The following is a 25,460-nucleotide window of genomic DNA, read 5'->3' on the forward strand; positions in this document are numbered from 1 at the left end:
CGAAAGACGCGGTCGATCGAGTTTCGGAGTGGGACGCGGGAGGCGCCGTGCTGGCGGCTTCGGATTGGGCGAGGAAGAACGATGTACGAGATCCCATGGAGCAAGCCCGTCAATATCAACATGCTCGACGGCAGGTGCCGCACGGTTGTCGGCCCGCTCGACGCGATGCACTGCCTCCAAAGCGAATGGCCGGTCCGGGACGGCGCCTATTACGGCTGCGCCATACGCGCCTGCAATGCGGCGCTCAAGCGCAGAAAGAGGCCGGAAGACGCGCGGGCTGCCTTCATCGCCGCTTTGCGGGAAGCCTTTCTGACGGTCGTGCCGCTGCAGGAGGAAGGTCATGGACCCCGGCCCCTGGAATGAATGCGTCCCCGTGCGGATGCCCGATGATCCGCAGATCCACATGGTGTCGAACACCCGTCAGGCGGTCGAGTTGCTGACGAAGCGCTGGCCGGTGAGCCACGGCCAGGCTTACCAGGCGGCAATCGACATCTGCATGGCGGTGCTCGAACGCGAATCCCCGGCTTACGTCGCGCGGGCGGCCTTCGTCGCTGCCGCGAAAGAGGCGCAGGTCAATATCGTAAGCTGACCCGTATTGAGCGGGAGGAGAACCGAATGCGTTTCCCGCACGCATGCGCACCGATTCAACCTGCCTACGGAGCGTTGCGCGGCTGACGGAGCTTGGCGTCGAATGGGAACTCTTCGCCTGCTTGCGTGTTGATCAGCGGATCAACAAACGTGGGATACCCGATGCCAAAGGCCAATGGTTTCAGCAGGTTTGCAAGTACGGTGGCGGAATATTCCGGGCGCCCGGCGGTCTTTGTCCTCGCCCTTATATCGATAGCCGTATGGGGCCTCACAGGCCCGATCTTCGGTTTTTCCCAGACGTGGCAACTCGTCGTCAATACCGGCACGACGATCGTCACCTTCCTGATGGTCTTCGTCCTTCAGAACACGCAGAACCGGGACGGCCGGGCGCTGCAGGCGAAGCTCGACGAGCTCATTCTCACCAGCGCGGCTGAGAACAGTTATGTAGGCATCGAAAGGCTGGACGAAAAAGAGCTGAAACGCCTGGCCGAGATCCTCCAGCAGCACGCTCACGATGACGATGACGATGACGATGATCATACGCTTCGAGAAAAGGTCTCGAATGTTATCAGCCGGCGGCCGCCGGCCCGGAGCTAGGCGTCGGAACCAAAATCCGCCGCATCCGTTTGCCTGACGAATGGCGGGCAACCGCAGAACCCAATGCGGCAGCGAAGCGCCGCAGCGAGCGAGGAGGTGCCCTATGCATCTTGTTGGTACACAGGTTATCCCCGAACAGGGTGGAAAAGCCGGCTTTACGGTCGAGTTCGTCGGCGAAGGCGGTGAGATCGTCTCAGTCTCGATGCGCAGCGACGCGGCCGCAAACCTCAACCGGCTCAACGCCATCGAAAGGGCGCAAGCCGTCATGCGTGAGCTCGCGAGCGCCGATTGCAGCGCGATCGAGGAGTCCCGGGACACCTCGAAAATCCACCGCAGCGCACGCGGCGCGAAGGACACGGATGAAATGGAAAGGCAGCTCGACGAGGGCCTCGAGGACACATTCCCCGCCAGCGATCCGGTATCCGTCACGGTTTCCACCATCCCGACCGACCGCGCGAAGAACGGCAAGCCATGAACCAGTCGTCGCCCGTTGCCTTGATCACCGGTGCCGGATCCGGCATTGGCAGAGCCACCGCGCTTGCGCTTGCCGCAGACGGCGTGAAAGTCGGAGCGCTGGGGCGCACTCGCACGGAGGTGGAGGAACTTGCCGACGAGATCGTCGGTGCCGGCGGCCAAGCCATTGCGCTCGAGGCGGATGTCTCCGATGAGCTGCAGGTGCGCAATGCAGTCAGGGATCTTGTGCTCAAGTTCGGCCATTTAGATATCGTCGTCGCCAATGCCGGCATCAATGGCGTCTGGGCGCCGATCGACGACCTGAAGCCTTTCGAATGGGACGAGACGATCGCCGTCAATCTGCGCGGCACATTCCTGACCCTTCATCTGACGGTTCCCTACCTGAAACAGCGAGGGGGCGGCGCCATCGTGGTCGTTTCGTCGATCAATGGCACCCGGACCTTCACGACACCGGGCGCCACGGCCTACACTGCTACCAAGGCGGCACAGGTTGCGATCGTTCAGCAATTGGCGCTGGAGCTCGGTAAGCACCACATCCGGGTCAACGCCGTTTGCCCCGGTGAGATCGAGACGAACATCGGCGACAACACCAAGCTGCGCCACGAAGAGGAAACGGCAATTCCCGTCGAATGGCCGGAGGGGCAGGTGCCTATCACCGACGGGCAACCCGGGCGTAGCGAAGACGTGGCGGAGCTCATCCGTTTCCTCGTTTCCGAGCGGGCGCGCCACGTGACCGGAAGTCCCGTCTGGATCGACGGCGGCCAGGGCCTGCTACGGTAACCGCTCCCAGCGTCAAGTTCCTGCAATGATTTGAGCGTTTTACTTTTGGGGTGGAACAAAGACAGCTCTCTGTCTGCTGCGCTCCTATACGTTATATCGATCGGAGTTCCGTCGTGCCGACGCCTGTCACTTAACGAGTAAAAAAGCGCCGAGACGCGCTGCGGGCGGCCGGGTTGCGCCCCGTGCAAATATGGATTCCGGATAACCGCCGCCCAGGTTTTGCCGACGAGTGCCGGCGCCAGGCGGAGGCGGTCGCCTCGGCTGATGCTGCCGCCCGCGACCTGGATGCCTTCATTGACGTCGCTCTGTCCGTGATGCATGAAGCGTGGCGATCTCGTTACCATCGCCCTGCCGGTGGACTTCGGGAAGCCCCGGCCTGCCCTGATCATTCAGGCTGATTTGTTCGAGGACACCGGCACGGTGACTGTGCTGCTGGTGTCGGAAGCGTTGCTCGATGCCCCTCTGTTGTGGCCAACGGTACGACCGACGCCGGAGAGTGGGCTTGGTAACCGTCACAGATAATGATCGACAAGGCCATGTCGGTGAAACGAGAAAAACTCGGCCCGCCTTTCGGCCGGCTAGACGACGAAACGATGCTTTCCGTCGCTCGCTCGCCGCTTATTTGGTCTTGCCTGATATGCGTTTCCTTCGGGAGTGCGCTGTCAGAGCATTTCTTGCGAAAGAGCCATGGGGTTCGCGATCGTGACAAAGCGGGAATTCAACAAGCAAATCCGATCGGCATAGGGGGCGGCCGTTGTGACCGCGCCCCTGCCACACCACCCGGCATGCGGGTCCGCACCGGGCGGTTCGAAGAGTTGAGGTCAGGCGAGGCGGGGGATACGGAGGGCATCCATCCACCTGAGGGTTAGGACCGAATTGAGCAACATGCCGCTGTTGCGCCACCATCTGCGGCTGTTGACCGCGATCTGCCGTGCCACTTCGGGCTTGGCGCCCTTGGCAAGCAGGGCCTTGTAGGTGGTCTTGCCACGCTTCCAGTGCTTGAGCTGGATCGCGCGCACCCGGTGACGCATCCACTCCTCCAGCTCCTTGAAGAGCCTTGGAGTTTGTGCCAGCCGGAAGTAGGCTTTCCAACCCAGAACATAGACGCGCAGGCGCTCGGCCACTTCCGCCATGCTGCGCCCGCCCGAACGGCGGGTCAGTTGCCGGACGCGGCGCTTGAACGCCTTGAGCGGCTTGTCGGCCACCCGCCGCTTGACCGCGCCATCCCGGCCCCGCCAGAAGCTGAAGCCGAGGAACTTGCGGCCAAACACAGTGGTAACCGCGCTCTTGCCCTCGTTGATCGTCAGGTGCAGCCGTCCGTAAAGCCGCCGCAGAAGCGCCATGACCCGTTCGCCCGCCTTGCGACTGCCAACGTAAACGTTGCAGTCGTCCGCATAGCGCACGAAGCAATGGCCCCGGCGTTCCAGTTCCTTATCCACCTCATCGAGCAGCACATTGGCCGGAAGCGGCGACAGCGGCCCGCCTTGCGGCGTGCCCATCACCCGCTCCTGGACCACGCCATGGTCCATGATGCCGCTGTTCAGATAGGCCCGGATCCGGCGGATAACCCGCTTGTCCGATATCCGTTTGCTGAGGCGGTCGATCAGGATGTCGTGGTTGACCCGGTCGAAGAACTTCTCAGGTCGACGTCCACGACAATCCGCCGGCCCGACTGCACAAGGGATTGCGCCGCAAGCACGGCCCCATGCGCACTACGGCCCGGCCGGAAGCCGTGGCTGTGCTCGCTGGAAGTGGGATCAAGGAGCGGCTGCAGCACTTGCAGCAGCGCCTGCTGGATCAAGCGATCCGTCACCGTCGGGATGCCGAGCTCGCGCTCGCCCCCATCCGGTTTCGGGATCGTCACCCGTCGCACCGGCATCGGCCGGTACGTTCCCGCCAGAACCCGTTCGCGGATGCCAGGCCACGCCGTGCGCAGATGAGCCGCGGTCGCCTCGATGGACAGACCGTCCGCACCAGCCGCGCCCTTGTTGGCCTTCACCCGTTTCCAAGCTCTTTGCAGGTTCTCGCGCGCCAGGGCCGCTTCCAGCAGCCCCGGCCCTGTGCTGCGCGTCACAGCGCGGGCAGGTCGCTTCATCGCTGCCCGGTTCAGACAGGGCTTCACCCTGTCTCCCCCCGGACCGCCCCGCTCTCGCGGGCATCTGATGCCTGGCTTCCTGCATCGCTATGCCTCAAGCACTCCTCTTCGTTCGGTCCTTCGCCGCGGATACGGCTACTACGACCTCTGCTGACTTCTCGCTCCGGCTCGACACCGTCGCCCTTTCAGGCGCAAGGCGAGATCTCCCCGGGTAAGAACGCATTCCTTCACCGCACCACCGCCGGATCTACGCCGCCGCCCCTTGGTCACGAGAGCTTCGCGGTTCATGGCCCGCTCGCCCTGGTCGGCACCGCCTCATATCCGGTTCTTGTTCATCGGCACGCGGTTTACGCTCCACGCTTCCTCCCCACGCTCGGTCACCCTCACGCAGTTGCGCTTCACTTCACTCGCTGTGACCAGCTCGTGGCGGGACTTCCACCCGCAGGAATGCGCCCATGCCGGGCGCACCACAGGAAAAGGCCCCGCCCGGGGTGGCGGGGCCTACTATTTTGTTCGTTATTATTGAGGAGCGCGTGGATCCGTAGGGGCTTTGCGGAGAGGGAACTTGTTCCACGCGATCCGACTGTCAAACCGTGCAGCGATGCGTTTGTTCCCTTAGATCACGATGTTTTTAGGTCGGGGCGACCTAAAAACATGAACGTGATCGATTCCAAGAAGTTGAGACGCGGGATCCGGGCGGAAAACCGCACACACTTTTCCTCTTCCCGCTCTAGCACCGGATAAAGTTGTTGCGCCCGGATTTTTCCCGGACAATACCGCCGAAGAGGGGCAAGCGATCGCGGCGAATGAATCGTTAACCATCTAGCCGATAGAGGTGGCTGGTGATGAACGTAAGGTGATTCGATGGCAGTTGAGTTTGGTGAACGAACCGTGGTCCGGGGCGGCGAAGTAGTCGCGTTTCCTCTGGCGGCACGCGCCAGCGATGTCGACCGCTGCGCGCGTGAACTCGACCGGATACATGGGGCCGCTGCAGTCCGCTACTGGAAAAGCGAATGCCGGAAGCTCGCCGAGCAGCTTTCCGCACTGGGTCTTCGGGAGGACGAGATCCGAAACGAGGTCCTCGCGTTCCAGGCGGAAGTCCAGATCGCTATCGCCGGACGCTATCAGGAGCCGCCGGCCCGGAACCGCTCCGATAGCCGCCCATGATCCTTTGATCATTCAGCAGTCTTTGTAACGCGGACCTGATCGATCACCCGGTCCAGCTGTGTACGCTGAACTGCGCTTCCTCGGCGGCCTTAATGAAGGCGGTGCGTGCGACATCGGGCTCGTCATCCCCGTCGATCACCCGCTCGCAGGCCGCGAAGGCATCGCGCTTTGCTTCTCCGTCGGCAATCGGCCAGTGATTTTTGAGGCAAAGAAAAGCGTCACGGGTGCTTTGTACCCGGAGGACACGGTTTTCACCTGCCTCCAGAATCACCGCTTCGCTCCAGAGACGATCCTGCGTCAGCATGTCGACATTCCTTCAAGCTGGGTATCGACGGGGGCAGGCCGGTTGATCCCCTCGAGAACGAGACCGCCTAGTTCCGGATTGGCCCGGCTGATGTCCCCAAGAGCCACGATGCCGGCCGCGTGTCGCTTCCCGTTGACGACGACGAGACGTCGGATTCGCAGGTTGTGCATCTTCTGGGCGGCAAGCAGGAGGCTGTCGTCCTCCTCGCAGGATTCGGCGGCGACCGTCATGAACTCGAACACGGCCGTCGAACTGGACAGCCCTTGTGCGACCACGGAGGTGACTATGTCCCGATCCGTGACGATCCCGAGGATCGTTCCGACACCCGGCGTTTCCACAGGCACCGCGCCAACCCCTGTCTCAGCCATTAGCCGGGCGACGGATTGCGCCGTATCGGTGGGCGAAACGGTGAAAACCTGTCGAGACATTACATCCCGAACACGGATCATCTTGTCTTCATAGCCGGCCATCGATGAGACTCCTCCCATTGATCGAGGCCGGAACTGCCACTTCATCTGCCGTCGACTTCTTGAGAGTGAGGTCGACCCGGTAAGGGACAATAACCTGAGGTTGCCAGGTATTCCGCCCAGATTTCTTCGGATTTGGATTTTCAGGCGGCCGGGCAAATTTCGGACGCTTCTGTTTCAGTCGAACGCGCACGATACGCTCCCTTCTCTTGCGTGGACATGCGGGGGCTGAAAACGCAGCCTTTCGGTTAACGCACGAAGGTAGAAGGGGTTCCGGTCTAATCGCCCGGGCGGCCGTCTCAGAGCGGCTCAGGATCCAGATCCGTCCGGGCCCTCGCATCCTGCAGGATGGAAGCGATTTCCGTCGTCATCGCGTTCTGCCTGGCAAAGGCTTCCGAGGGTACGACGCCGGGATCTTCCTCATGGTCCTGAACGATCGGGACATCTTCCAGGGCACGGTTGATCTCCGCCCAGACGTCCTTGTGGCGGTAAAGCGCGGATAGAACGGCAACAAGGATTTCTCTTTGCGCCGCCAGCCGAAACTCGATTCTTTGATTTTCCATGGTGCCCCCAGAGGCTTGCGTGGCGGCGCCAACCGCCACGCTCGTGATTCAGGGGATAGGAACCGCACGAAGCAGACTTGCGCATGCATGCTGCGCACCTACAGCGCCGCGTCTCCGTCAGACGCGCAAAGCTACTGCAAGACTTCCACGACCGTGTGCGTCTTCGGATTTACGACAACGCGCTTATCGTTGACGATGGCATAGGCAAAATCGGGCTGGTCCGGAATCGTGTGAATCTCCACCGTTTCGGGAATCGGTTGCCCGACCACGATCTCACCTTCGTAGGCGATCGAAGGCGTGTTCTGCTCCATTACATAGGTTCTTACTTCGCCCGGCAGGACGACCGTCGTCTGCGCGACGGCCGATGAGCCGATCAAAAGCAGGGCAGCAGTCATAGAGGCAATTCTCTTCATGGCGTTCTCCTTCCACTCAACTGGATGTCCCTAGACCACTCAAACTGGTGACGTCGCTTTTGGTTCCCGTGGGCGGGCGGCGGAGTTGCCGGCATATCTCCGCGTGAATGGCCGTATGATCAGGTGCCGGATTGATGCGCGCCCGGAAATATCCCCAGAGCCTCAGGAACCAAAGGGCCGGAAAGGCATTTCCTAACGTCACCTGGAGAAATCATCATAGGCAGAAGGGCAATATTCGACATGCCTGCTATCGGCGGTCACGCATCGCGACAATCACCGTTGCTTGAGGAGCAAGTCGTCGATCTGATTCCCGCTCTGCGGGCGTTCGCGCGTACGTTCACGTCAGCGTCGTTCGAGGCCGACGACCTCGTGCAGGAGACATTGCTCCGGGCGCTGAGAAGCATCGAGCAGTTCGAGCCCGGCACGAGTCTCAAGTCCTGGCTGTTCACGATCATGCGCAATGCGTTTCGCACGCAGTACAAGATTCGCACGCGGGAAAGCCCGGGGAGCACCAATTGCGCCGAATTGCCGATTCCAACCGCGCCGTCGCAGGAGTGGTCCGTCCTCAACGGCGAGCTACGCAGCGCGCTTGGGGCTCTTTCACCGGAGCACCGCGAAGTCCTCGTGCTCGTTGCCGGGTTCGGAATGAGCTATAAGGAAGCCGCTGACATATGCGACTGCGCGATCGGTACGATCAAGAGCCGGCTCAGCCGGGCACGCGACGAACTGACGGCGCAAATGCACGGAAATCCGCTGAACTGAGCGGACGGGCGGCTCTGTGCTGGCAAACCGGCTTCCGGTTAGCGCTTCCGATCGTCAAGGGCCTTTTGCAACTCCCGCGCCAGTTCGAGAAGTCGCTCCGGGACCGCTTCCGTGCGCATCTTCTGGACGAGCAGTGCAATCCGCTCGTCAACGGCTTTTTCCGCGTCCGCATCCGCGGAAGCCCTGCTATCGTCCATTCGCCCGTCCTTAATCACGACCCGGATCCTGCTACAGAATATTGTTCCCGCTTACCGCTGTAAATCATCAAAACGGCGGGCGTGAAAGGGCTACAGCCATGGTGAGCTGAAACATTCTTCCGACCGTGAGGGTAAACCGGAAACTTTATACCTCGGCCCGAATACCGTTTACCGACGCGTTCCGCAAGCGCACCGCGCTTTCAGCATGCGCGGTTACTTGTCCGAGACGTGTTCCTTCTTTCCCTTGCGCTTGGTCGAGGCCATTTCCTCGAGTTCCTTCTCGGTCATGGACTCTTCCATGCCCTTAGAGGCGCCCTTGAGTTCGCTCTTCTTCTTCTCGCCTCGTTTGGCGGCAAGGGCCGCGCCGGCGGCCTTCTGCTGCGCCTTCGACTTTGCAGGCATGGCTCCTTTCTCCTTTCGGTGCATGGCACTCACCGCAATGCACGGAACCAGTTCGCTCCCGCACCGCGCGTCGCTGCCGGAACCGGCGAGACTCGATTATGTTCCGCCGTTCGAGCGAGCTTTACGGTTCTGGTCGGCGGAAACAATGACGGAAGCTCGGGGGCACATGGCGGGACGGGAACGAAGGCGCTTCCGTCCCGATTTCCTCTATTCGTTGTCGATCTCCAGTTTCTTGCTGAAGACCAGCGCGAGGATCGTGCAAAGGGCGCCGGAGAGAAGATAGTAGCCCGCGAAGGCGAGCCCGAAGCGGCTGGTCAGCCCTAGTGCCACCAGCGGCGCAAAGCCTGCGCCGATCAGCCAGGACAGGTCCGAGGTGAGCGCCGCCCCCGTATAGCGGTAGGCCTTGCCGAAGCGCGACGCAACGGCTCCGGCGGCCTGGCCGAAGGAGAGGCCTAGGATCGTGAAGCCGACGATCACGAAGACATCGCGACCGGTGGCGCCAGCCTGGAGCAGCACCGGGGCGACGAAGCTGAAGATCGCGATCAGGACCGCGCAAATTCCGAGGTGATTGCGCCGGCCGATACGATCGGCAATCAGCCCGGAAGCGATGATGGCGAGGATGCCGCAGACCGCGCCGAGGAACTGCACCATCAGGAACGAACTTGCGCCATGATCCGTGTAGATTTCCACCCAGCTGAGCGGAAACACGGTCACCAGATGGAAGAGAGCGAAGCTTGCAAGCGGGACGAAGGCGCCGACGAGGACGTTGCCTCCATTTACCCTGAGCACTTCCGTGACCCGGGCCGCCTGAAGTTCGTGCAGGTCGAGCAGCGTTCCGAATTCCTTGGTCATGACGAGCCGCAGGCGCGTGAACAGCGCGACGACGTTGATCGCAAAGGCTACGAAGAACGGGTAGCGCCAACCCCAGGCGAGAAAGTCCGCTTCCGAAATCGACACGAGAAAATAGGCGAAGAGGGCGCTGGCGAGCATGAAGCCGAGGGGCGCGCCCAGCTGCGGAATCATCGCGTACCAGCCGCGATGGTGCTGCGGCGCGTTCAGAGCGAGAAGCGAGGCGAGCCCGTCCCAGGCGCCGCCAAGCGCAAAACCCTGACCGAGACGAAAGACGGCAAGGAGCACGATGGACCAGGCGCCGAGCGTCGCATAGCCCGGCAGGAAGGCAATCGAGGCCGTCGAGCCTCCGAGAAGGAAAAGTGCGATCGTCAGCTTGACGCCTCGGCCGTAAGTCCGGTCGATGGCCATGAAGACCAGCGAACCGACCAGTCTTGCAACGAAGGCGAGCGAAAAAATGGCGAAGGAGTAGAGCGTCGCCGTCAGCCGATCGGGGGCGAAAGGAAAGAAGAGCTGCGGAAAGACGACCACCGAGGCTATGCCATAGACGAAGAAGTCGAAGAATTCCGCTGCCCGGCCGATGACGACGCCGATGGCGATATTGCCGGCGGATACGGGCGTGTCGTCGTGAATGCGCCGCGCGTCGCGCTCCATCGAAGAGGACGACGGTCCCAGGGACTGTTGCATTGCACTGCTCATCAAACGCCTCCCGCGCTCGCACGGGGGCTAAGAACATGCGGTGTTCCGCCGCACCCGCTCGTACTCTCAAGATGAGAGCGCAAGGCTCCCTTGGAGGGATCTTGACCAATCAACCGTTCATATCAAGGGGAGAAACGCGAAATAATGCGTTTCACGTCCTCACTGTCTGCAAGCGGCGGAAGATGCTGCGTCGCAAAACGACTGCGGCGGATTGCTGCAGTGCGACCATCGACCTCATACCTTTCCCATCCACTCTACTTTAGTCGCAGGGCCGTCGAAACAAAATAGAGCTCCGAGCCGTGCCAGAACTGTTGAAGTTTTCCCGCCGCCTCGCCGTTTTGCCGCTTTTCCTCGTGATGGCGGGATGCGACATGGTGGTGATGTCGCCATCCGGCGATATCGCTGCGCAGCAACGCGATCTGATCGTCATATCGACGATCCTCATGCTGCTGATCATCGTCCCGGTCGTTTTCCTGACGCTTTTCTTCGCTTGGCGGTATCGGCGGTCCAACACGAGCGCCACCTACGATCCGGAGTGGCACCACTCGACGGCGCTCGAGGTGGTGATCTGGTCGGCACCGCTTGCGATCATCATCGCGCTCGGGGCGATTACCTGGATCAGCACGCACAAGCTCGACCCCTATCGACCGCTCGACCGGCTGGATGCGGAAAGGGCGATCCCCGCGGATGCCAGACCGCTCACCGTCGAGGTCGTGGCGCTCGACTGGAAATGGCTGTTCTTCTATCCCGACCTCGGGGTCGCGGCCGTCAACGAGCTCGCAGCGCCCGTCGACGTTCCGATCCATTTCAAGATCACCGCCTCCTCGGTGATGAACTCCTTCTATATTCCGGCCCTTGCCGGCCAGATCTATGCGATGCCGGGCATGGAAACAAAGCTCCACGCGGTGATCAACAAGCCGGGCGAATATGAAGGCTTCTCGGCCAATTACAGCGGCGACGGCTTTTCCCACATGCGCTTCAAGTTCCACGGGCTCGACCGGCAGGGCTTCGACGATTGGGTCGCGCGGGTGAAGGCGCAGGGAACCGCGCTCAACCGCGACGCCTATCTGAAGCTCGAAAAGCCGAGCGAAAGGGAGCCGGTCCGCTATTACGCCGCGGTCGAGGACGGCTTGTATCGGGCAATCCTCAATCTATGCGTCACACCCGGCAAGATGTGCATGGAGGAGATGATGCACATCGACATGATGGGGGGCGCCGGCAAGGAGAGCGCCGAGAACCGGGAAAAGCTGGAATACGACAACAGGCATTCCCTGGCGGAAGGAGCACCGGCCGCAACGCACCCGGCGACGGGCACACCCGCGCGCAGCCAGCAGGAGCCGCAGGGCACTGGCGCCGAGGAGCCGATGCAGCACGATATGCCCATGGGAGGACACGAGGGACACTCGATGCCGGGCATGAACCATCAGAGCGATCCGGCACCGCCGCAGCTCAACCATTGAACACGGCGCGTTGCGCCAACGATTGAACAGGTTTCCGATGTTCTCCGATCCAGATTTTCTGAAGCTCATCTTCGGCCGGCTTACCCTCGACGCGATCCCTTATCACGAGCCGATCCTCGTCGTGACCTTTCTCGCCGTCGCGCTCGGCGGCATCGCGCTGATCGGCCTCATCACCTATTACCGCTTCTGGGGGACGCTCTGGCGCGACTGGCTGACGAGCGTCGACCACAAGAAGATCGGCATCATGTACATCATTCTCGCGCTGGTGATGCTGCTGCGCGGATTTTCCGACGCGATCATGATGCGGCTGCAGCAGGCGATGGCCTTCGGCGGCTCGGAAGGCTACCTGCCGCCGCATCACTACGACCAGGTCTTCACCGCACACGGCGTGATCATGATCTTCTTCATGGCGATGCCCTTCGTGACGGGGCTGATGAACTTCGTCGTGCCGCTGCAGATCGGCGCGCGCGACGTCTCCTTCCCCTTCCTCAACAATTTCAGCTTCTGGATGACGACGGCCGGCGCGATCATCATCATGCTGTCGCTCTTCGTCGGCGAGTTCGCGCGGACCGGATGGCTTGCCTATCCGCCGCTGTCGGGCGCGGACTACAGCCCCGGCGTCGGGGTCGACTATTACATCTGGGGCCTGCAGATCGCCGGCATCGGAACGACGCTGTCGGGGATAAACCTCATCGCCACCATCGTGAAGATGCGCGCCCCCGGCATGACGATGATGAAGATGCCGGTCTTCACCTGGACGTCGCTCTGCACCAATGTGCTGATCGTCGCCACCTTCCCGGTGCTGACCGCGACGCTGGCGCTGCTTACGCTCGACCGCTATGCCGGCACGAACTTCTTCACCAACGACCTCGGCGGCAATCCGATGATGTATGTCAACCTCATCTGGATCTGGGGCCATCCGGAGGTCTACATCCTCATCCTGCCGGCCTTCGGCATTTTCTCGGAAGTCGTCGCGACCTTCTGCGGCAAGCGGCTCTTCGGCTATGCCTCGATGGTCTATGCCACGGTCGTCATCACCATCCTCTCCTACATCGTCTGGCTGCACCACTTCTTCACCATGGGCTCGGGTGCGAGCGTCAACGCCTTCTTCGGCATCACGACGATGATCATCTCGATCCCGACCGGAGCGAAGATGTTCAACTGGCTCTTCACCATGTATCGCGGCCGCATCCGCTACGAGGTGCCTATGCTGTGGACCATCGGTTTCATGGTGACCTTCGTCCTCGGCGGCATGACCGGCGTCTTGCTTGCCGTTCCGCCGGCCGATTTCGTCCTGCACAATTCGCTGTTCCTCATCGCCCACTTCCACAATGTCATCATCGGCGGCGTCGTCTTCGGGCTGATGGCAGGCGTCGTCTACTGGTTCCCGAAGGCCTTCGGATTCAGGCTCGATCCGTTCTGGGGCAAGATGTCCTTCTGGTTCTGGCTGACCGGCTTCTACTTCGCCTTCATGCCGCTCTACGTGCTCGGGCTCATGGGGGTCACGCGCCGCGTCAGCCAGTTCGAGGATCCCTCGCTGCAGATCTGGTTCGTCATCGCGGCCTTCGGCGCCTTCCTGATCGCGCTCGGCATCCTGTCGATGCTGATCCAGCTCGTCGTCAGCTTCGTGAGGCGCGAAGAGCTGCGCGACACGACCGGCGACCCCTGGGACGGGCGCACGCTCGAATGGTCGACCGCCTCGCCACCACCGGATTACAACTTCGCCTTCACCCCGCTCGTCCACGATCAGGACTCCTGGTGGGATATGAAAAAGCGCGGCCACAGCCGGCCGCTTGTAGGCTTTAAGCCGATCCACATGCCGAAGAACACCGGCACAGGCGTCATCCTCGGAGCGATCAGCGTCGTCTTCGCCTTCGCCATGGTCTGGTACATGTGGTGGCTGGTGATCCTCTCCTTCGTCGCCATGGCGGCGATCGCCATCGGCCACACCTTCAATTATGACCGCGACTTCCACATTCCCGCAAACGTCGTCGCCGACACAGAGGGCAAGCGGACCGAAGCGCTTGCCGCCGAGGTGCAAGCATGACCGAGTTCCATACCGAACGCGCGCTCGATGAGGGACAGGCGCCGGCCTTCTACCTGACGGAGGAGCATCACCCCGAAGGGAGCACGATGCTCGGCTTCTGGCTCTATCTGATGAGCGACTGCCTGATCTTCGCGGTTCTCTTCGCCACCCATGCGGTTCTCGGCCGCAACTATGCCGCCGGCCCCTCGCCCGCCGATCTCTTCGACCTGCCGCTCGTCGCGGTGAACACGTCGATGCTGCTTTTCTCCTCGATCACCTACGGCTTCGCCATGCTGGCGATGGAACGTTACGAGAAAAAAGCGACGCTCACCTGGATGGCCGTCACCGCGCTCTTCGGCATCGCCTTCGTCGGGCTCGAGTTCTACGAGTTCGCGCATCTGCTCCATGAGGGCGCCGGACCGCAGCGTAGCGCCTTCCTGTCGTCTTTCTTCACGCTCGTCGGCACGCACGGCCTGCACGTGACCGCCGGCATCGTCTGGATGTTCGTGCTCATGGCGCAAGTCGCAAAGCGCGGACTGATCCCGGAAAACAAGCGCCGCCTCATGTGCCTTTCGATGTTCTGGCACTTCCTCGACGTCGTCTGGATCGGCGTCTTTTCCTTCGTCTATCTGATGGGAGTTCTCGGATGAGTACGCACGCACCTTCGCACGAGGACGCTTTCGAGGCCCATCACGGCCACAGCCATGGTCACGACGCGGGACACGGAACGCTGAAGAGTTACGCGACCGGCTTCGTCCTCTCCGTCATCCTGACCGCGATCCCCTTCTGGCTGGTGATGGCCGACATTCTCGACAGCGCCGTCCTCACCGCCGCGATCATCATGGCCCTCGGCGCCGTCCAGATCGTCGTCCACATGATCTTCTTCCTGCACATGAACACCCGTTCCGAGGGCGGCTGGACGATGATGGCGTTGATCTTCACGATCCTTCTCGTCGCCATCGCGCTTTCCGGCTCGCTCTGGGTCATGCATCATCTGAACACGAACATGATGCCGATGAGCCCGGAAATGATGAAGAACATGCCGTGAATCGGGACTTCGCCCCTCTCCTCGGGTTTAACCCGAGGACTAACCCTCTCCCCGCATGCAGGGAGAAGGTGGCGGCAGCCGGATGAGGGGGCGCAAGCCTCGATCATATTGGTTCCGCTTCGAAGCAAGAACGTCATGAGCGACACCGAACTCACCTCCAGCCCGCACTCCCGGCTCTCGCTTGCGATCCTCAGCATCCTCGGCCTCCTGCTCATCGCGGCTTTTGCTGCGCTCGGCACGTGGCAGCTCAAGCGCCTCTCCTGGAAGCTCGACCTGATCGCCCGGGTCGAGGAGCGCGTCCACGCGGCACCCATGCCTGTGCCGCCCCGCAACGACTGGCCGAACGTCAACGCCGCGCGAGACGAATACCGGCACGTCGCTCTCCAGGGCCGCTTCCTCAACGATAAGGAAACGCTGGTCTATGCCGCAACCGAACGCGGCGCCGGCTATTGGGTTGTGACGCCCCTTGCAGCTGCCGATGGGACGACGGTGCTCGTGAACCGCGGCTTCGTACCGACGGAGAGGCGTGAGGCATCGACGCGGCGGGAAGGCCAGATCGAGGGCGAAGCGAAGGTCACCGGCCTCATGCGCATGGACGAGCCTGACGGCTCGCTCCTGCAGTCGAACAGGCCCGGGGAAAACCGTTGGTATTCGCGCGACGTGGGTGCGATCGCTGCGGCGCGTGGCCTCTCCGAGGTCGCGCCCTACTTCGTCGACGCGGATGCCAGCCCGAATCGCGGCGGGCTCCCCGTCGGCGGACTGACGCGCGTCGTCTTTCCCAACAATCACCTCGTTTATGCCGTCACCTGGTACGGTCTCGCGGCCATGACGGTGGGTATGCTGGTGATTTTGTGGAGGTCGGCGAGGAGATCGGTCCCGGCGCGGCGTAACGGCCGCGCCGGCGAAGACATCAATTCGCGGAGTTGAGGGTCATCGACGTGCCCGCGGCCGCGACGTTGAGACCGAGCTGGCCGGTGACGCTGACCGTCTGGAGGTGGATCGAGCCGGAGGTGCCGCCGACGAGGACATTGGCGCCCACACCCGCACCGAGCGTCGCCTCGGCGCTCGCGCCCTTATAGATACCGCTCAGAGAACCATGGTGGTAGCCTGCCGTCGGCGCGAACACGGCCCAGATCAACCGGCTGCGCATCGTGAAACCCACGTCGATCCCGAGTTTGCGAATTTCACCCGTGTAGCGATCCTCGATCACATCGCCGCCCAGCGACCGGAAGGCGCACTCGACCTCTTTGGACGAACCGAGCACGTAGCCGGCGCCGCCGCCGATGTCGCATTCCAGATAGCCGATCTTCACACCGCCGCGCGCGTCCTGCATCGCCGGCGGCGGCGCCGGCTCCTGATAGGTCAGATCGGCCGCATTGGCGCCCGCGGCGGCAAACGCGATCGTGACCGCGGAAAACGCCATGGCGAGAGTCTTCTTCATGCATCTTCTCCTTTTCGGCTCATCATCGGCAGAAACCCCGGCCGATCGTCCGAAACAAATTCAGTAATGTCAGCTGCACGGAAAGATTTCGTGCCGCTATGCCTGCCACTCAGGCGGGCTCACGTTTTCGTTGCATTGAGACAATTCGGAGGCAGGCTCGACAACATCTTGCTTTTGCGCAGAAGTGTTGCCTTTCGGCCAAAGCCTCAAGCGCGCCGCCTCGAACGGATCTGCCACGCGCATCAGCCGCCGTTCACGAGATTGAGGATGAGCTGGTGAACATTGCCGCCGTCGCTGAGCTCGGCCTTGTCGAAGTCGCGGCTCTTCTGTCTTTGCGCGCGGGAGATTTCGCCGAGCCGCTTCGTCATTTCGGATTTGATCTTGCGGCATTGGGGATCGTCGGCAACGGTGAGGCCCACGGTGGCGGCCTCGATGGCGCTCACCATCTCCTTGATGAAGTCGCCATGGACCAGTTCATGCTTTTTCACGCCGGCGATGAAGGTCTGCCAGTGCGTCTCGATCCCGGCCGGCAGCTTTCCGGCAAGCTCCGGCAGCGTATACGTGATGGTGAGCTTCGGCAGCGCCGACGCGAGCACGCAGGCCCCGTCTCGCTCCTCGTATTTCCGCCTCCAGGTGAGTTTGAAGCTCGTATGGGCGATCGCGCGCCCGAGGCCGCCCACCTGCGGTCCTCGTTCGCCGATGGAAGCGTAGAGCTCCGGTCCGGACTGCCCGGTGATCGCGTAGGTCTTGATCTTTTCGACCGCCTGCCATTCCGCCCGGGCAGCCGCCGGCGTCATGAGAACACAGGCCAACAGAAAACAAGTTCGACGGCCCGCCAAGCCAACCCCCACGAAAACCTTCATTGAATGCGGGCGCAACCTAACGGGGATGGGCACGGCTTTCAATCGTCCCGATCTGCCCCTACGCGGCTGCTGCCGGTCAGACGCTGCTCAACAGGAGGCTGGTCTCGCTGTTGGCGACGCCGTCGATCATCCGCACCTCGCGCAGGATCCGGTCGAATTCGGAGAGATTGGCCGCCCGTATGTTGGCGACCAGATCCCAGTTGCCGTTGGTGGTGTGCAGCGTAAAGATCTCGGGCATGCCGCGCAGTTTGCGAACCACCTGCGTCGTGGACTTCCCCACAACCTCGATCATCATCACCGCATGAACCGTGTTGACGTCGTAGTCTTCCCTGACGCGCACCGTGAACCCGAGAAGCGTCCCGGTCTCGAGCAGGCGGTCCAGGCGATTTTGCACAGTGCCGCGCGCCACGCCCAGCGCGTCGGAAAGTTTGGAAAGCGATGCCCGCCCATCAGCGCGCAGATGCGCAATGATCCGGCGGTCCAGATCATCCGGGGTGTATTTTGCAACTGCTGAATCGCCAACTCCTGTTCTGCTCATATTGCACAATCCGACTGGAAAAATTGCTCAGTTCGGTGCCGAAAATAGCACATCTTTGCGCTTTCGACCAGCGCGCTCAATCGCTACCCTGTCCTGGAATACAGCAAGCCGCCAAGAGGAACCTCCATGTTCTCCCCGCTCCCTTCAGCCAAGGCCATGGTGCCCTTCGTCAGCGTCGACAACATGATGCGCCTCGTTCATCACCTGGGCATCGAGACGGTTCTGGCAGAGCTCACGGACACCATCGAGGCGGATTTCCGCCGCTGGGAGAGCTTCGACAAGACCCCGCGCGTTGCCAGCCATTCGCGCGACGGCGTCATCGAACTGATGCCGACCTCCGACGGCAGGGTCTACAGCTTCAAATATGTCAACGGCCACCCGAAGAACACCGCCGAGGGGCTGCAGACGGTGACCGCCTTCGGGCTGCTCGCCGAGGTTTCGACAGGCTATCCCGCGCTGCTTACCGAGATGACGATACTGACGGCGCTCAGAACCGCCGCAACCTCGGCGATGGCCGCACGGCACCTGGCACCGAAGGGTGCGCGCACGATGGCGATGATCGGCAACGGCGCCCAGGCCGAGTTCCAGGCGCTGGCGATGAAGGCCGTCTGCGGCATCGACACCATCCGGCTCTACGATATCGACCTTCGGGCAACGGAGAAGGCCGCCCGCAACCTCGACGGTTCCGGCCTCAAGATCCTGTCTTGCAGGTCCGCCCAGGAAGCGATCGAAGGCGCCGAGATCGTTACCACCTGTACGGCCGACAAGCAGTTCGCCACGATCCTCACCGACAACATGGTCGGCGCCGGGGTCCACATCAACGCAATCGGCGGCGATTGCCCCGGCAAAACGGAATTGCATCGCGATATCCTGAAGCGCTCGGACGTCTTCGTCGAATACCCGCCACAGACCCGCATCGAGGGTGAGATCCAGCAAATGGCGCCGGACTTTCCGGTCACCGAACTCTGGAAGGTCGTCACCGGCGAGGCGCAGGGCCGCCGCGATGCCCGCCAGATCACCCTCTTCGACAGCGTCGGCTTCGCCATCGAGGATTTCTCGGCGCTCCGCTACGTGCGAGCCCGCCTTCCCGGCACGGATTTCTACCAGAATCTCGACATGATCGCCGATCCCGACGATCCGCGCGACCTGTTCGGCATGTTGCTCAGGGCAAAAGAGAACGAAGAAACGATCTGAGCGCTTCCAGGAAGGGTTTTCCGTCCGGCCCGCCTCACCGCCCCTGCAGACGCGATATCGCCTTACGGGCATCTCCAACGAGGTGATGGCCGGGATGACGGCGGATGAAGCGTTCGTAGGCTTGCACGGTATTTTCCGCCCGTACTGCCTCGAATTCCGATCTCACGGCCCGCTCATAGTCGGGTGGCTTTTGCATTTCCGCTCCGCTTGGCTTCATCGCGCCTTGCGCGGCAGGCGAAGACATTGCCAAAAATCCCAGGGCAAGCAACTGCACCGCTTTGCGAAATGTCACTGACCGCTCCAATCCTATCGATCTGGTTACATTAACAGTAGCCAGTGTCGGCGATAATTGCTAATCAGTCGACACAACAATAGCGGGAATCCTGAATGAGCGGCACCGGTAAGTCCCTTAAGTTCGCCAAAGCAACTGGAAACAACGTTGTCGATTCGCTGCTGACGAGAGTTGCCTGGGCCGGAACGATTACCTATTCGTTTCCGACTTTGGCCAAAAGCTACGCCTACGGATTTGAAAAGTACTTCGGCTTTACCTCGGTATCGGCGGCACAGAAAAATGCGGCCCTGTTCGCCATGGAGCAATCCTTCGGCCCGGCGGCCAATGACGGCTTTTCCGTCGAGGGCTTCACCAATGCCAGCTTCGCGCCGGGAAGTGCCGGCACCGCGACAATCCGCTTTGCGCAGACGGCGCTGGCGGAGACCTCCTATGCCTACCTTCCTGCGCTTCATGCGGCAGCAGGAGACATTTGGTTCGGCACAGCCTATGCCGGCACGGCGGACGACTATCGCAAGCCGGTCGCCGGGAACTATGCATGGCACACGCACCTGCACGAACTCGGTCATGCGCTCGGGCTGAAGCACGGCCACGAGTCGGACGTCTACGGTGCCACACCGGCTCAGTACGATTCCATCGAATATTCCGTCCTGTCCTATAGGGCATATGTCGGTGCCGACACCGGCGGGAGTTATTCCTACGAGCAGTTCGGTGCACCGCAGACCTTCATGATGGGCGACATTGCCGCGCTGCAGGAGATGTACGGTGCCGACTTCACGACCAATAGCGGCAACACGGTCTACAAGTGGACGCCCGGCAGCGGCGCCACTTTCGTCAATGGAGCCGTCGGAATCTCGCCGGGCGCCAACCGCATCTTCGCAACCATATGGGACGGCGGCGGCAAGGACACCTACGATCTGACGGCCTATACGACCGCTCTCAAGGTCGATCTCAGGCCCGGCAAGGCTTCGACCTTCAGCATCGACCAACTCGCCTGGCTCGACGGCGGCCCGAACGGCGGCTTTGCCGCCGGAAACGTCTTCAATGCGCTGCTCTACCGTGGCGACACGCGCTCTCTGATCGAAAACGTCAAGGGCGGCTCGGCCGGCGACGCGATCACCGGCAATCAAGCCACCAATGTGCTGTGGGGTTATGCTGGCAACGACACGCTGAACGGCGATACGGGCAATGACGTGCTCTACGGCGGCTCCGGTTCCGACAGGCTCTACGGCGGAAAGGGCAACGACCAGATCTTCGGTGAGACCGGCAACGACCTGATTTACGCGGGCGCGGGGGCGGACCGTTTGAACGGGGGCAGTGGAACCGACAGCTTCGTGTTCAAGGCGCTCTGGGATTCGACCGCCGCAGCATCCGGACGCGACACTATCTTTGATTTTACGCCGAAATCCGACCGGATCGATCTTTCCGCGATCGATGCCAACACGTCGATCGCCGGCGATCAGGCGTTTCTCTTCGCCGGTACTGCCGCCTTCGGCGGCAAGAAGGGCGAGTTGCGTTAGGTCCGGGATGTCTCCGACACCTACATCTACGGCGACAGGAAAGCGGACCTCGCCATACATCTGGATGACGCCGTCACGCTGCAGAAGGGCTACTTCGTCCTGTAGACCGCGCCGATTTGAGGTCGGATCGACCTCAAATCGTGAGCGCGCCTGCAACCGGCTCCGATGAACTGCGGAAGCGTCCTACATGACTGATTTGCGGACACAATCTCCTTTCCAATTCGCCACCGTGCGGCTAGCATGAAAAACAGGAGCAATTTGAAGTTGCGCCGCTTGAATTGCGGCGTGACTTGAATCGAGGAAAGTGCTGAGATCCCACTCGGTCGATGCGGGTCCCACACAAGCCGTTCAGGGGAGCATTGCATGCGCGTTTCGAGAGTTCTGGCTGCGGCTCTTTCATGCGGGCTGCTCACGACCATCGGCATCGTCGCGGGAAACGCTTATGCACAGCAGCCCCCTCCAGCCGTCACCGTGGCGCCGGCCGCGATCATGGACCTGCGCGAAAGCGTGGATCTGACGGGCAAGGTCGTTGCTGTTCAGAAGGTCGACATCCGCGCCCGTGTGTCCGGCTTCCTCGAGAAGGTCAATTTCGAGGATGGGCAGAAGGTCTCGGCGGGAACGGTGCTTTATCAGGTGGAGGACGGTGCCTATCGCGCCGCCCTGCAGGAAATCGACGGTTCGATCGCGGCAGCGGAGGCTCAACGGGACCTCGCCGTTCTCGAACGTGACCGTGCCCAGCGGTTGATCGCCACCAATACGGTTGCGCAGGCGACGCTCGACACTGCGAACGCACAGGTGAAAAAGGCCGAGGCCGATATCCTGCGCCTCAAGGGCAGCAAGCAGAATGCCGAACTCAATCTTTCCTACACGAAGATCCTCGCGCCGTTCGATGGCGTCGTCGGCCTGACCACGGTCGATGTCGGCGCCCTCGTCGCGCCGGACAGTGGATCGCTGGTGACGCTGACGCGCCTCGACCCGATCTATGTCGAGTTTCCCGTCGCGACCTCTCTTTATTTCTCCTACCGCGAGCGCGTCGAAAAGGGTGAGATGTCGAGCGGCGCCAATGTCAGCATCACGCTTCCGAACGGCACCGACTACCCGGAGAAAGGCACGATAGACTTCGTCGCGAGCACGGTCTCGCAAGGGACCGACACCGTCACGGTTCGCGCCGAGTTTCCCAATCCCGGCGGGACCCTTCTCGACGGCACGCTCGTCAGGGTCGTTCTCGAGCAGTCCGATCCGCAGGACGTGCTCGCCGTACCACAGCAGGCGGTCCAGCGCGACCAGCAGGGCGCCTTCGTCATGGTGGTCGACGCCAATTCCAAGGTCGAGCTTCGCCGCGTCGACGTCAGCCGCTCCAGCCGCGGCCAAGCCGTCGTCGCCAAGGGGCTGAAGGAGGGCGAGAACGTCATAACGGAGGGCGTGGGCAAGGTGCGGCCGGGGATCGTGGTCGACGCTGTAGCCGCAACGTCGACGGGTGGCTGAGCCGATGATCTCCGAAATCTTCATCGATCGCCCGCGCTTTGCCGCGGTCATTTCCATCGTGCTGACTCTCGCGGGGCTGATCGCCCTGACGAGACTGCCGATCGCGCAGTTTCCCGACATCGTCCCGCCGCAGGTCAGCGTCACGGCGAGCTATCCCGGCGCAGGCGCGGACGTGGTCGAGGCAACGGTCGCCCAGCCGCTCGAGAGCAAGGTCGTCGGCGTCGACAACATGCTCTACATGAAATCGACGAGCGGCGCCGACGGGACCTACTCTCTGACCGTCACCTTCGCCGTCGGCACCGATCCGGACATTGCCACCGTCAACGTACAGAACCGCGTCGCGCTCGCCGAGCCGGTGCTGCCGGCCGAAGTCAAGCAGAGCGGCGTCAGCGTCCAGAAGAGATCCTCCTCGCTGATGCAGGTGATCGCCATTCACGGCGAGAATGACGAATTCGACAATCTGTTCCTCTCGAACTACGCGACGATCAACGTGCTCGACACGATCAAGCGCGTGCCCGGCGTCGGCGATGCAACGCTGTTCGGCGCTCAGGACTATTCGATGCGGGTCGTCCTCGACATCGACCGGCTGACCAATCTGGGACTGACGCCGACGGACGTGATCAACGCATTGAAGACGCAGAACGTCCAGGCCGCGATCGGCCGCATCGGCGCCCAGCCGATGACGGACGACCCGCTGTTCCAGTTGAACATCCAGACGCAGGGGCGGCTGACCGACCCCGCCCAGTTCGAAGACGTCGTGCTCCGGGCCGAGCCGGACGGCTCGTTCGTCCGCATTCGCGACGTCGCGCGCGTCGAGCTGGGTTCGGTGAGCGCCGACTCCACCGCCCGCATCAACGGCAAGCCGGTCGCGATGATCGGGACCTATCAGGCGCCGGGCGCCAATGCGCTCGCCGCCACCGAGGGCGTGCAACAGGCGATGGACCGCCTCGCCGCGGCGTTCCCGGAGGGGCTCACCTATACGGTCTCCTACGACACGTCCGATTTCGTGCAGGCGAGCGTGGAGAATGTCGAGCATACGTTGTTCGAGGCCTTTGCTCTCGTCATCATCGTCGTCTTCCTCTTTCTAGGCAATTGGCGCGCCGCGCTGATCCCGCTCATCGCCGTTCCGGTGGCGCTCGTCGGCACCTTTGCCGTGATCCTGGCGATGGGCTTTTCGCTGAACACGGTCTCGCTTCTGGCGCTGGTGCTCGCGATCGGCATCGTCGTCGACGACGCGATCGTCGTCGTGGAAAATGTCGAGCGGGTGATGGAGGAAAATCCCGGCATGAGCGCGGCGCAGGCCGCGCGTCTGGCGATGGGCGAAATCACCGGGGCAATCGTCGCCATCACGCTCGTCCTGCTTTCGGTCTTCGTACCGGTTGCCTTCATTCCGGGCCTCAGCGGGCAGCTCTTCCAGCAATTCGCCGTCGCCGTCTCGGTATCGATGGTCATTTCCGCGATCAACGCGCTGACCCTCAGCCCGGCGCTTTGCGCAATCCTCCTGAAACCGCATCACGGCCCGAAACGCGGCATCCTGGGCTGGATCTCGCGCGGCATCGACCGCACCCGCAATGGCTATGCCCATGTCGCCGGAAGCATTGCGCGCAGAGCCATCATCGGCGTGATCCTCCTGGCGGTCGCCATCGGCGCCAGCGGCTGGCTGTTCCGGATCGTCCCCACGGGCTTCCTGCCGAGCGAGGATCAGGGCGCATTCTTTGCGGAGATCCGCCTTCCGGAAGGTGCCTCCTTCAACCGGACGGACGCCGTGGTGCGCGAGGTCGAAACCATGCTCGGCGGCATCGAGGGCGTGGCGAACGTCACCACCGTCACCGGCTACAGTTTCCTCGACGGCATCGCCAAATCGAGCAGTGCCTTCGCGATCGTCACGATGAAGCCCTTCGCCGAACGCCAGGACGAGTCCGCCTCGGTCAATGCCGCGATCGGCACCGTGATGGCCAAGGGCGCGGCAATTCGCAATGCCCAGGTCTTCGCCTTCAACCTGCCGCCCATCATCGGTCTCGGGACGGGGTCGGGCTTCGAATATCAGTTGCTCGACCTGCAGGGCCGGTCGCCGGCAGAGCTTGCCGCGACAGCGGGCGGGCTGATGGTCGCGGCCAATCAGAACCCACAGCTCGGACCCACCTTCAGCACCTATTCGGCGAGCTCGCCCCAGCTCTACCTCAATCTCGACCGCGATCGGCTGCAAGCGCTCGGGGTCTCTGTAAGCGATCTTTTCGCAACGCTGCAGGGCACGCTCGGATCCTATTACGTCAACGACTTCAATCTTTTCGGCCGAAGCTGGAAAGTCACGATGCAGGCGGCCGAAGCGGATCGCGATGCGGTCGACGACATCTCCCGGTTGCATGTACGCAACGCCGCGGGCGATATGGTCCCCGTGGCCTCGGTCGCGCGCGTGGACTACATCGTCGGGCCGCAGTCGATCGTGCGCTACAACAACTACCGCTCGATCACACTCAACGGGCAGCCGGCGCCCGGCATCTCCTCGGGTCAGGCGCTGGCCGCTATGGAACAGGTCTCCGCCGCGACTCTGCCGCCGGGCTACAGCTTCGAGTGGACGGGAACGGCGCTGCAGGAGCTCGAGGCCGCCGGCCAGACGACGGTGATCCTGGCGTTGGCCCTGCTCTTCGCCTATCTCTTCCTCGTGGCGCTTTACGAAAGCTGGACGATCCCCATACCGGTTCTGCTTTCGGTGTCCGTCGGGGTGGCCGGTGCTCTCGTGGCGGTGCTGGTTGCCGGTCTCTCCTTCGACATCTATGCCCAGATCGGCCTCGTCGTCTTGATCGCGCTCGCCTCAAAGAACGCGATCCTGATCGTCGAATTCGCAAAATTCCAACGGGAGAAAGGCGCGACCATCGTCGATGCCGCGGTCGAGGGCGCGCGCACCCGTTTCCGCGCGGTGATGATGACCAGCTTCGCCTTCATCGTCGGGCTGATCCCGCTCGTCACGGCCGATGGCGCCGGCATGCTCAGCCGCCGCGCGGTCGGAACGGGCGTTGCCGGCGGCATGCTCGCCGCTTCGCTCCTCGGGATCTTCATCATTCCGGCGCTCTATGTCGTGTTCCAGTGGCTGCGCGAGAGGGGCCACAAGCTCGCCGGCCTGTCGTCGCATGCGGCCGGCGAGGCGCCGCATGCTGCAACGGAGAGCGCTGAAAGTGTCAAGCCCGCCACCGGCCAGCAGGCGCAAACCGTCGGACAAGATCGGAACGTCCCCGACTGAA

The 25,460-nt window shown here is 62.3% G+C and carries 30 protein-coding genes and 1 pseudogene; 18 read left to right on the plus strand and 13 right to left on the minus strand.

Annotated features, from left to right (window positions below):
- Positions 1-81 precede the first annotated feature (81 nt).
- From JOH52_RS21305 to JOH52_RS35180, 7 genes and pseudogenes are all read left to right on the plus strand, one after another.
- The gene (locus JOH52_RS21305; protein ID WP_003526277.1) at positions 82-363 is read left to right on the plus strand and encodes a DUF982 domain-containing protein; all 282 of its coding nucleotides are present in this window, start codon (positions 82-84) and stop codon (positions 361-363) included.
- Positions 341-589 carry a DUF982 domain-containing protein gene (locus tag JOH52_RS21310; RefSeq protein WP_013850416.1) on the plus strand — a complete coding sequence of 83 codons (249 nt, stop codon included), beginning with the start codon at positions 341-343 and terminating at the stop codon, positions 587-589. The genes JOH52_RS21305 and JOH52_RS21310 overlap by 23 nt, the downstream gene beginning before the upstream one ends.
- 161 nt (positions 590-750) lie before the next feature.
- Positions 751-1,185, plus strand: coding sequence for a low affinity iron permease family protein (locus JOH52_RS21315; RefSeq protein ID WP_141333403.1), 435 nt, complete (start codon positions 751-753; stop codon positions 1,183-1,185).
- A 103-nt stretch (positions 1,186-1,288) separates the two neighbouring features.
- Positions 1,289-1,660, plus strand: a complete 372-nt coding sequence (locus tag JOH52_RS21320; RefSeq protein ID WP_013850414.1) for a hypothetical protein — start codon at positions 1,289-1,291, stop codon at positions 1,658-1,660.
- Positions 1,657-2,439 carry an SDR family oxidoreductase gene (locus JOH52_RS21325; RefSeq protein WP_014530206.1) on the plus strand — a complete coding sequence of 261 codons (783 nt, stop codon included), beginning with the start codon at positions 1,657-1,659 and terminating at the stop codon, positions 2,437-2,439. Before JOH52_RS21320 ends, JOH52_RS21325 begins: the two co-directional genes overlap by 4 nt.
- A 158-nt stretch (positions 2,440-2,597) precedes the next feature.
- Positions 2,598-2,750, plus strand: a pseudogene (locus JOH52_RS35175) (antitoxin MazE-like protein); the annotation flags it as partial.
- 7 nt (positions 2,751-2,757) lie between these two features.
- Positions 2,758-2,961: a type II toxin-antitoxin system PemK/MazF family toxin gene (locus JOH52_RS35180; RefSeq protein WP_014530205.1), complete on the plus strand. Its 204-nt coding sequence runs from the start codon at positions 2,758-2,760 to the stop codon at positions 2,959-2,961.
- A gap of 299 nt (positions 2,962-3,260) precedes the next feature.
- Here the strand turns inward: JOH52_RS35180 and JOH52_RS36815 are convergent, their stop codons facing one another.
- Both JOH52_RS36815 and JOH52_RS36820 read right to left on the minus strand, forming a co-directional pair.
- A complete protein-coding gene (locus tag JOH52_RS36815) occupies positions 3,261-4,124 on the minus strand; it encodes a group II intron maturase-specific domain-containing protein (protein ID WP_337925554.1) in 864 nt (287 codons plus the stop codon).
- Positions 4,043-4,561, minus strand: a complete 519-nt coding sequence (locus JOH52_RS36820; RefSeq protein ID WP_337925552.1) for a reverse transcriptase domain-containing protein — start codon at positions 4,559-4,561, stop codon at positions 4,043-4,045. Before JOH52_RS36820 ends, JOH52_RS36815 begins: the two co-directional genes overlap by 82 nt.
- An 837-nt stretch (positions 4,562-5,398) precedes the next feature.
- On the opposite strand from JOH52_RS36820, the gene JOH52_RS21345 reads away from it, so the two are divergent.
- On the plus strand, positions 5,399-5,701 hold the full coding sequence (locus JOH52_RS21345; RefSeq protein ID WP_014530202.1) for a DUF6074 family protein: 303 nt from the start codon (positions 5,399-5,401) through the stop codon (positions 5,699-5,701).
- A gap of 43 nt (positions 5,702-5,744) precedes the next feature.
- On the opposite strand, the gene JOH52_RS21350 is transcribed toward JOH52_RS21345, so the two are convergent.
- From JOH52_RS21350 to JOH52_RS21365, 4 genes are all read right to left on the minus strand, one after another.
- Entirely contained in the window at positions 5,745-6,005 is a 261-nt protein-coding gene (locus tag JOH52_RS21350; RefSeq protein ID WP_010976125.1) for a DUF982 domain-containing protein, read from the minus strand.
- Positions 5,999-6,475, minus strand: coding sequence for a CBS domain-containing protein (locus tag JOH52_RS21355; protein WP_014530201.1), 477 nt, complete (start codon positions 6,473-6,475; stop codon positions 5,999-6,001). Before JOH52_RS21355 ends, JOH52_RS21350 begins: the two co-directional genes overlap by 7 nt.
- A gap of 296 nt (positions 6,476-6,771) precedes the next feature.
- On the minus strand, positions 6,772-7,035 hold the full coding sequence (locus JOH52_RS21360) for a hypothetical protein (RefSeq protein WP_013850410.1): 264 nt from the start codon (positions 7,033-7,035) through the stop codon (positions 6,772-6,774).
- A 131-nt stretch (positions 7,036-7,166) separates the two neighbouring features.
- Positions 7,167-7,448, minus strand: coding sequence for a DUF1236 domain-containing protein (locus JOH52_RS21365; protein ID WP_010976128.1), 282 nt, complete (start codon positions 7,446-7,448; stop codon positions 7,167-7,169).
- Positions 7,449-7,688: 240 nt separating this feature from the next.
- Here JOH52_RS21365 and JOH52_RS21370 point away from each other — a divergent pair, with 240 nt between their 5' ends.
- Positions 7,689-8,210: a sigma-70 family RNA polymerase sigma factor gene (locus tag JOH52_RS21370; RefSeq protein ID WP_010976130.1), complete on the plus strand. Its 522-nt coding sequence runs from the start codon at positions 7,689-7,691 to the stop codon at positions 8,208-8,210.
- Positions 8,211-8,248: 38 nt separating this feature from the next.
- Here the strand turns inward: JOH52_RS21370 and JOH52_RS21375 are convergent, their stop codons facing one another.
- From JOH52_RS21375 to JOH52_RS21385, 3 genes are all read right to left on the minus strand, one after another.
- Complete coding sequence (locus JOH52_RS21375; RefSeq protein ID WP_017272454.1) at positions 8,249-8,407, minus strand: hypothetical protein; 159 nt, start codon at positions 8,405-8,407, stop codon at positions 8,249-8,251.
- Positions 8,408-8,620: 213 nt separating this feature from the next.
- The gene (locus JOH52_RS21380) at positions 8,621-8,809 is read right to left on the minus strand and encodes a DUF3008 family protein (RefSeq protein WP_013850407.1); all 189 of its coding nucleotides are present in this window, start codon (positions 8,807-8,809) and stop codon (positions 8,621-8,623) included.
- Between the two features lie 207 nt (positions 8,810-9,016).
- The gene (locus JOH52_RS21385; protein WP_141333288.1) at positions 9,017-10,357 is read right to left on the minus strand and encodes an MFS transporter; all 1,341 of its coding nucleotides are present in this window, start codon (positions 10,355-10,357) and stop codon (positions 9,017-9,019) included.
- Positions 10,358-10,656: 299 nt separating this feature from the next.
- Here JOH52_RS21385 and cyoA point away from each other — a divergent pair, with 299 nt between their 5' ends.
- The 5 genes from cyoA (at position 10,657) to JOH52_RS21410 (ending at position 15,818) form a co-directional block, all read left to right on the plus strand.
- Positions 10,657-11,817 carry a ubiquinol oxidase subunit II gene (gene cyoA, locus JOH52_RS21390; protein ID WP_010976134.1) on the plus strand — a complete coding sequence of 387 codons (1,161 nt, stop codon included), beginning with the start codon at positions 10,657-10,659 and terminating at the stop codon, positions 11,815-11,817.
- A gap of 37 nt (positions 11,818-11,854) precedes the next feature.
- Positions 11,855-13,864, plus strand: a complete 2,010-nt coding sequence (cyoB, locus tag JOH52_RS21395) for a cytochrome o ubiquinol oxidase subunit I (RefSeq protein ID WP_014527823.1) — start codon at positions 11,855-11,857, stop codon at positions 13,862-13,864.
- A complete protein-coding gene (gene cyoC, locus JOH52_RS21400) occupies positions 13,861-14,493 on the plus strand; it encodes a cytochrome o ubiquinol oxidase subunit III (protein WP_010976136.1) in 633 nt (210 codons plus the stop codon). Before cyoB ends, cyoC begins: the two co-directional genes overlap by 4 nt.
- Positions 14,490-14,891, plus strand: coding sequence for a cytochrome o ubiquinol oxidase subunit IV (gene cyoD, locus JOH52_RS21405; protein ID WP_010976137.1), 402 nt, complete (start codon positions 14,490-14,492; stop codon positions 14,889-14,891). The genes cyoC and cyoD overlap by 4 nt, the downstream gene beginning before the upstream one ends.
- Positions 14,892-15,026: 135 nt before the next feature.
- Positions 15,027-15,818, plus strand: coding sequence for an SURF1 family protein (locus tag JOH52_RS21410; RefSeq protein WP_013850404.1), 792 nt, complete (start codon positions 15,027-15,029; stop codon positions 15,816-15,818).
- Here JOH52_RS21410 and JOH52_RS21415 read toward each other — a convergent pair.
- The 3 genes from JOH52_RS21415 to JOH52_RS21425 all read right to left on the minus strand — a co-directional run bounded on the left by JOH52_RS21415 (position 15,802) and on the right by JOH52_RS21425 (position 17,733).
- Positions 15,802-16,332, minus strand: a complete 531-nt coding sequence (locus tag JOH52_RS21415) for a DUF992 domain-containing protein (protein WP_010976139.1) — start codon at positions 16,330-16,332, stop codon at positions 15,802-15,804. The genes JOH52_RS21410 and JOH52_RS21415 overlap by 17 nt on opposite strands.
- Positions 16,333-16,574: 242 nt before the next feature.
- Positions 16,575-17,195, minus strand: a complete 621-nt coding sequence (locus JOH52_RS21420; RefSeq protein WP_013850403.1) for a DUF922 domain-containing Zn-dependent protease — start codon at positions 17,193-17,195, stop codon at positions 16,575-16,577.
- Between the two features lie 76 nt (positions 17,196-17,271).
- Positions 17,272-17,733, minus strand: a complete 462-nt coding sequence (locus JOH52_RS21425) for an Lrp/AsnC family transcriptional regulator (RefSeq protein ID WP_010976141.1) — start codon at positions 17,731-17,733, stop codon at positions 17,272-17,274.
- 126 nt (positions 17,734-17,859) lie between these two features.
- Between JOH52_RS21425 and JOH52_RS21430 the strand changes: the two genes are divergently transcribed.
- Positions 17,860-18,927, plus strand: coding sequence for an ornithine cyclodeaminase (locus tag JOH52_RS21430; protein WP_013850402.1), 1,068 nt, complete (start codon positions 17,860-17,862; stop codon positions 18,925-18,927).
- 34 nt (positions 18,928-18,961) lie between these two features.
- On the opposite strand, the gene JOH52_RS21435 is transcribed toward JOH52_RS21430, so the two are convergent.
- Positions 18,962-19,123 carry a hypothetical protein gene (locus JOH52_RS21435; protein WP_015008156.1) on the minus strand — a complete coding sequence of 54 codons (162 nt, stop codon included), beginning with the start codon at positions 19,121-19,123 and terminating at the stop codon, positions 18,962-18,964.
- 191 nt (positions 19,124-19,314) lie between these two features.
- On the opposite strand from JOH52_RS21435, the gene JOH52_RS35930 reads away from it, so the two are divergent.
- The 3 genes from JOH52_RS35930 (at position 19,315) to JOH52_RS21450 (ending at position 25,459) form a co-directional block, all read left to right on the plus strand.
- Positions 19,315-20,736 (plus strand): M10 family metallopeptidase C-terminal domain-containing protein, encoded by a 1,422-nt coding sequence (locus tag JOH52_RS35930; RefSeq protein WP_164824580.1) that lies wholly within the window; start codon positions 19,315-19,317, stop codon positions 20,734-20,736.
- A 363-nt stretch (positions 20,737-21,099) separates the two neighbouring features.
- Positions 21,100-22,221 (plus strand): efflux RND transporter periplasmic adaptor subunit, encoded by a 1,122-nt coding sequence (locus JOH52_RS21445; RefSeq protein ID WP_013850400.1) that lies wholly within the window; start codon positions 21,100-21,102, stop codon positions 22,219-22,221.
- A gap of 4 nt (positions 22,222-22,225) precedes the next feature.
- A complete protein-coding gene (locus JOH52_RS21450; RefSeq protein WP_013850399.1) occupies positions 22,226-25,459 on the plus strand; it encodes an efflux RND transporter permease subunit in 3,234 nt (1,077 codons plus the stop codon).
- The last annotated feature ends 1 nt before the right edge of the window (position 25,460 follow it).

Origin of the sequence: Sinorhizobium meliloti (assembly GCF_017876815.1) — a bacterium.
In the GTDB taxonomy this organism is placed as follows: domain Bacteria; phylum Pseudomonadota; class Alphaproteobacteria; order Rhizobiales; family Rhizobiaceae; genus Sinorhizobium; species Sinorhizobium meliloti.

Coding starts and splice junctions, on each gene's coding strand:
- JOH52_RS21450 (WP_013850399.1), top strand. CDS start 22,226: ATGATCTCCGAAATCTTCATCGATCGCCCGCGCTTTGCCGCGGTCATT.
- JOH52_RS21355 (WP_014530201.1), bottom strand. CDS start 6,475: ATGGCCGGCTATGAAGACAAGATGATCCGTGTTCGGGATGTAATGTCT.
- JOH52_RS21435 (WP_015008156.1), bottom strand. CDS start 19,123: ATGCAAAAGCCACCCGACTATGAGCGGGCCGTGAGATCGGAATTCGAG.
- JOH52_RS21350 (WP_010976125.1), bottom strand. CDS start 6,005: ATGCTGACGCAGGATCGTCTCTGGAGCGAAGCGGTGATTCTGGAGGCA.
- JOH52_RS21365 (WP_010976128.1), bottom strand. CDS start 7,448: ATGAAGAGAATTGCCTCTATGACTGCTGCCCTGCTTTTGATCGGCTCA.
- JOH52_RS21415 (WP_010976139.1), bottom strand. CDS start 16,332: ATGAAGAAGACTCTCGCCATGGCGTTTTCCGCGGTCACGATCGCGTTT.
- JOH52_RS21315 (WP_141333403.1), top strand. CDS start 751: ATGCCAAAGGCCAATGGTTTCAGCAGGTTTGCAAGTACGGTGGCGGAA.
- JOH52_RS21410 (WP_013850404.1), top strand. CDS start 15,027: ATGAGCGACACCGAACTCACCTCCAGCCCGCACTCCCGGCTCTCGCTT.
- JOH52_RS21320 (WP_013850414.1), top strand. CDS start 1,289: ATGCATCTTGTTGGTACACAGGTTATCCCCGAACAGGGTGGAAAAGCC.
- JOH52_RS21305 (WP_003526277.1), top strand. CDS start 82: ATGTACGAGATCCCATGGAGCAAGCCCGTCAATATCAACATGCTCGAC.
- JOH52_RS21310 (WP_013850416.1), top strand. CDS start 341: ATGGACCCCGGCCCCTGGAATGAATGCGTCCCCGTGCGGATGCCCGAT.
- cyoD (WP_010976137.1), top strand. CDS start 14,490: ATGAGTACGCACGCACCTTCGCACGAGGACGCTTTCGAGGCCCATCAC.
- JOH52_RS21425 (WP_010976141.1), bottom strand. CDS start 17,733: ATGAGCAGAACAGGAGTTGGCGATTCAGCAGTTGCAAAATACACCCCG.
- JOH52_RS21370 (WP_010976130.1), top strand. CDS start 7,689: ATGCCTGCTATCGGCGGTCACGCATCGCGACAATCACCGTTGCTTGAG.
- JOH52_RS35180 (WP_014530205.1), top strand. CDS start 2,758: ATGAAGCGTGGCGATCTCGTTACCATCGCCCTGCCGGTGGACTTCGGG.
- JOH52_RS35930 (WP_164824580.1), top strand. CDS start 19,315: ATGAGCGGCACCGGTAAGTCCCTTAAGTTCGCCAAAGCAACTGGAAAC.
- JOH52_RS21380 (WP_013850407.1), bottom strand. CDS start 8,809: ATGCCTGCAAAGTCGAAGGCGCAGCAGAAGGCCGCCGGCGCGGCCCTT.
- JOH52_RS21445 (WP_013850400.1), top strand. CDS start 21,100: ATGCGCGTTTCGAGAGTTCTGGCTGCGGCTCTTTCATGCGGGCTGCTC.
- JOH52_RS21375 (WP_017272454.1), bottom strand. CDS start 8,407: ATGGACGATAGCAGGGCTTCCGCGGATGCGGACGCGGAAAAAGCCGTT.
- JOH52_RS21325 (WP_014530206.1), top strand. CDS start 1,657: ATGAACCAGTCGTCGCCCGTTGCCTTGATCACCGGTGCCGGATCCGGC.
- JOH52_RS21345 (WP_014530202.1), top strand. CDS start 5,399: ATGGCAGTTGAGTTTGGTGAACGAACCGTGGTCCGGGGCGGCGAAGTA.
- JOH52_RS21385 (WP_141333288.1), bottom strand. CDS start 10,357: ATGAGCAGTGCAATGCAACAGTCCCTGGGACCGTCGTCCTCTTCGATG.
- JOH52_RS21430 (WP_013850402.1), top strand. CDS start 17,860: ATGTTCTCCCCGCTCCCTTCAGCCAAGGCCATGGTGCCCTTCGTCAGC.
- cyoC (WP_010976136.1), top strand. CDS start 13,861: ATGACCGAGTTCCATACCGAACGCGCGCTCGATGAGGGACAGGCGCCG.
- JOH52_RS21360 (WP_013850410.1), bottom strand. CDS start 7,035: ATGGAAAATCAAAGAATCGAGTTTCGGCTGGCGGCGCAAAGAGAAATC.
- JOH52_RS21420 (WP_013850403.1), bottom strand. CDS start 17,195: ATGAAGGTTTTCGTGGGGGTTGGCTTGGCGGGCCGTCGAACTTGTTTT.
- cyoB (WP_014527823.1), top strand. CDS start 11,855: ATGTTCTCCGATCCAGATTTTCTGAAGCTCATCTTCGGCCGGCTTACC.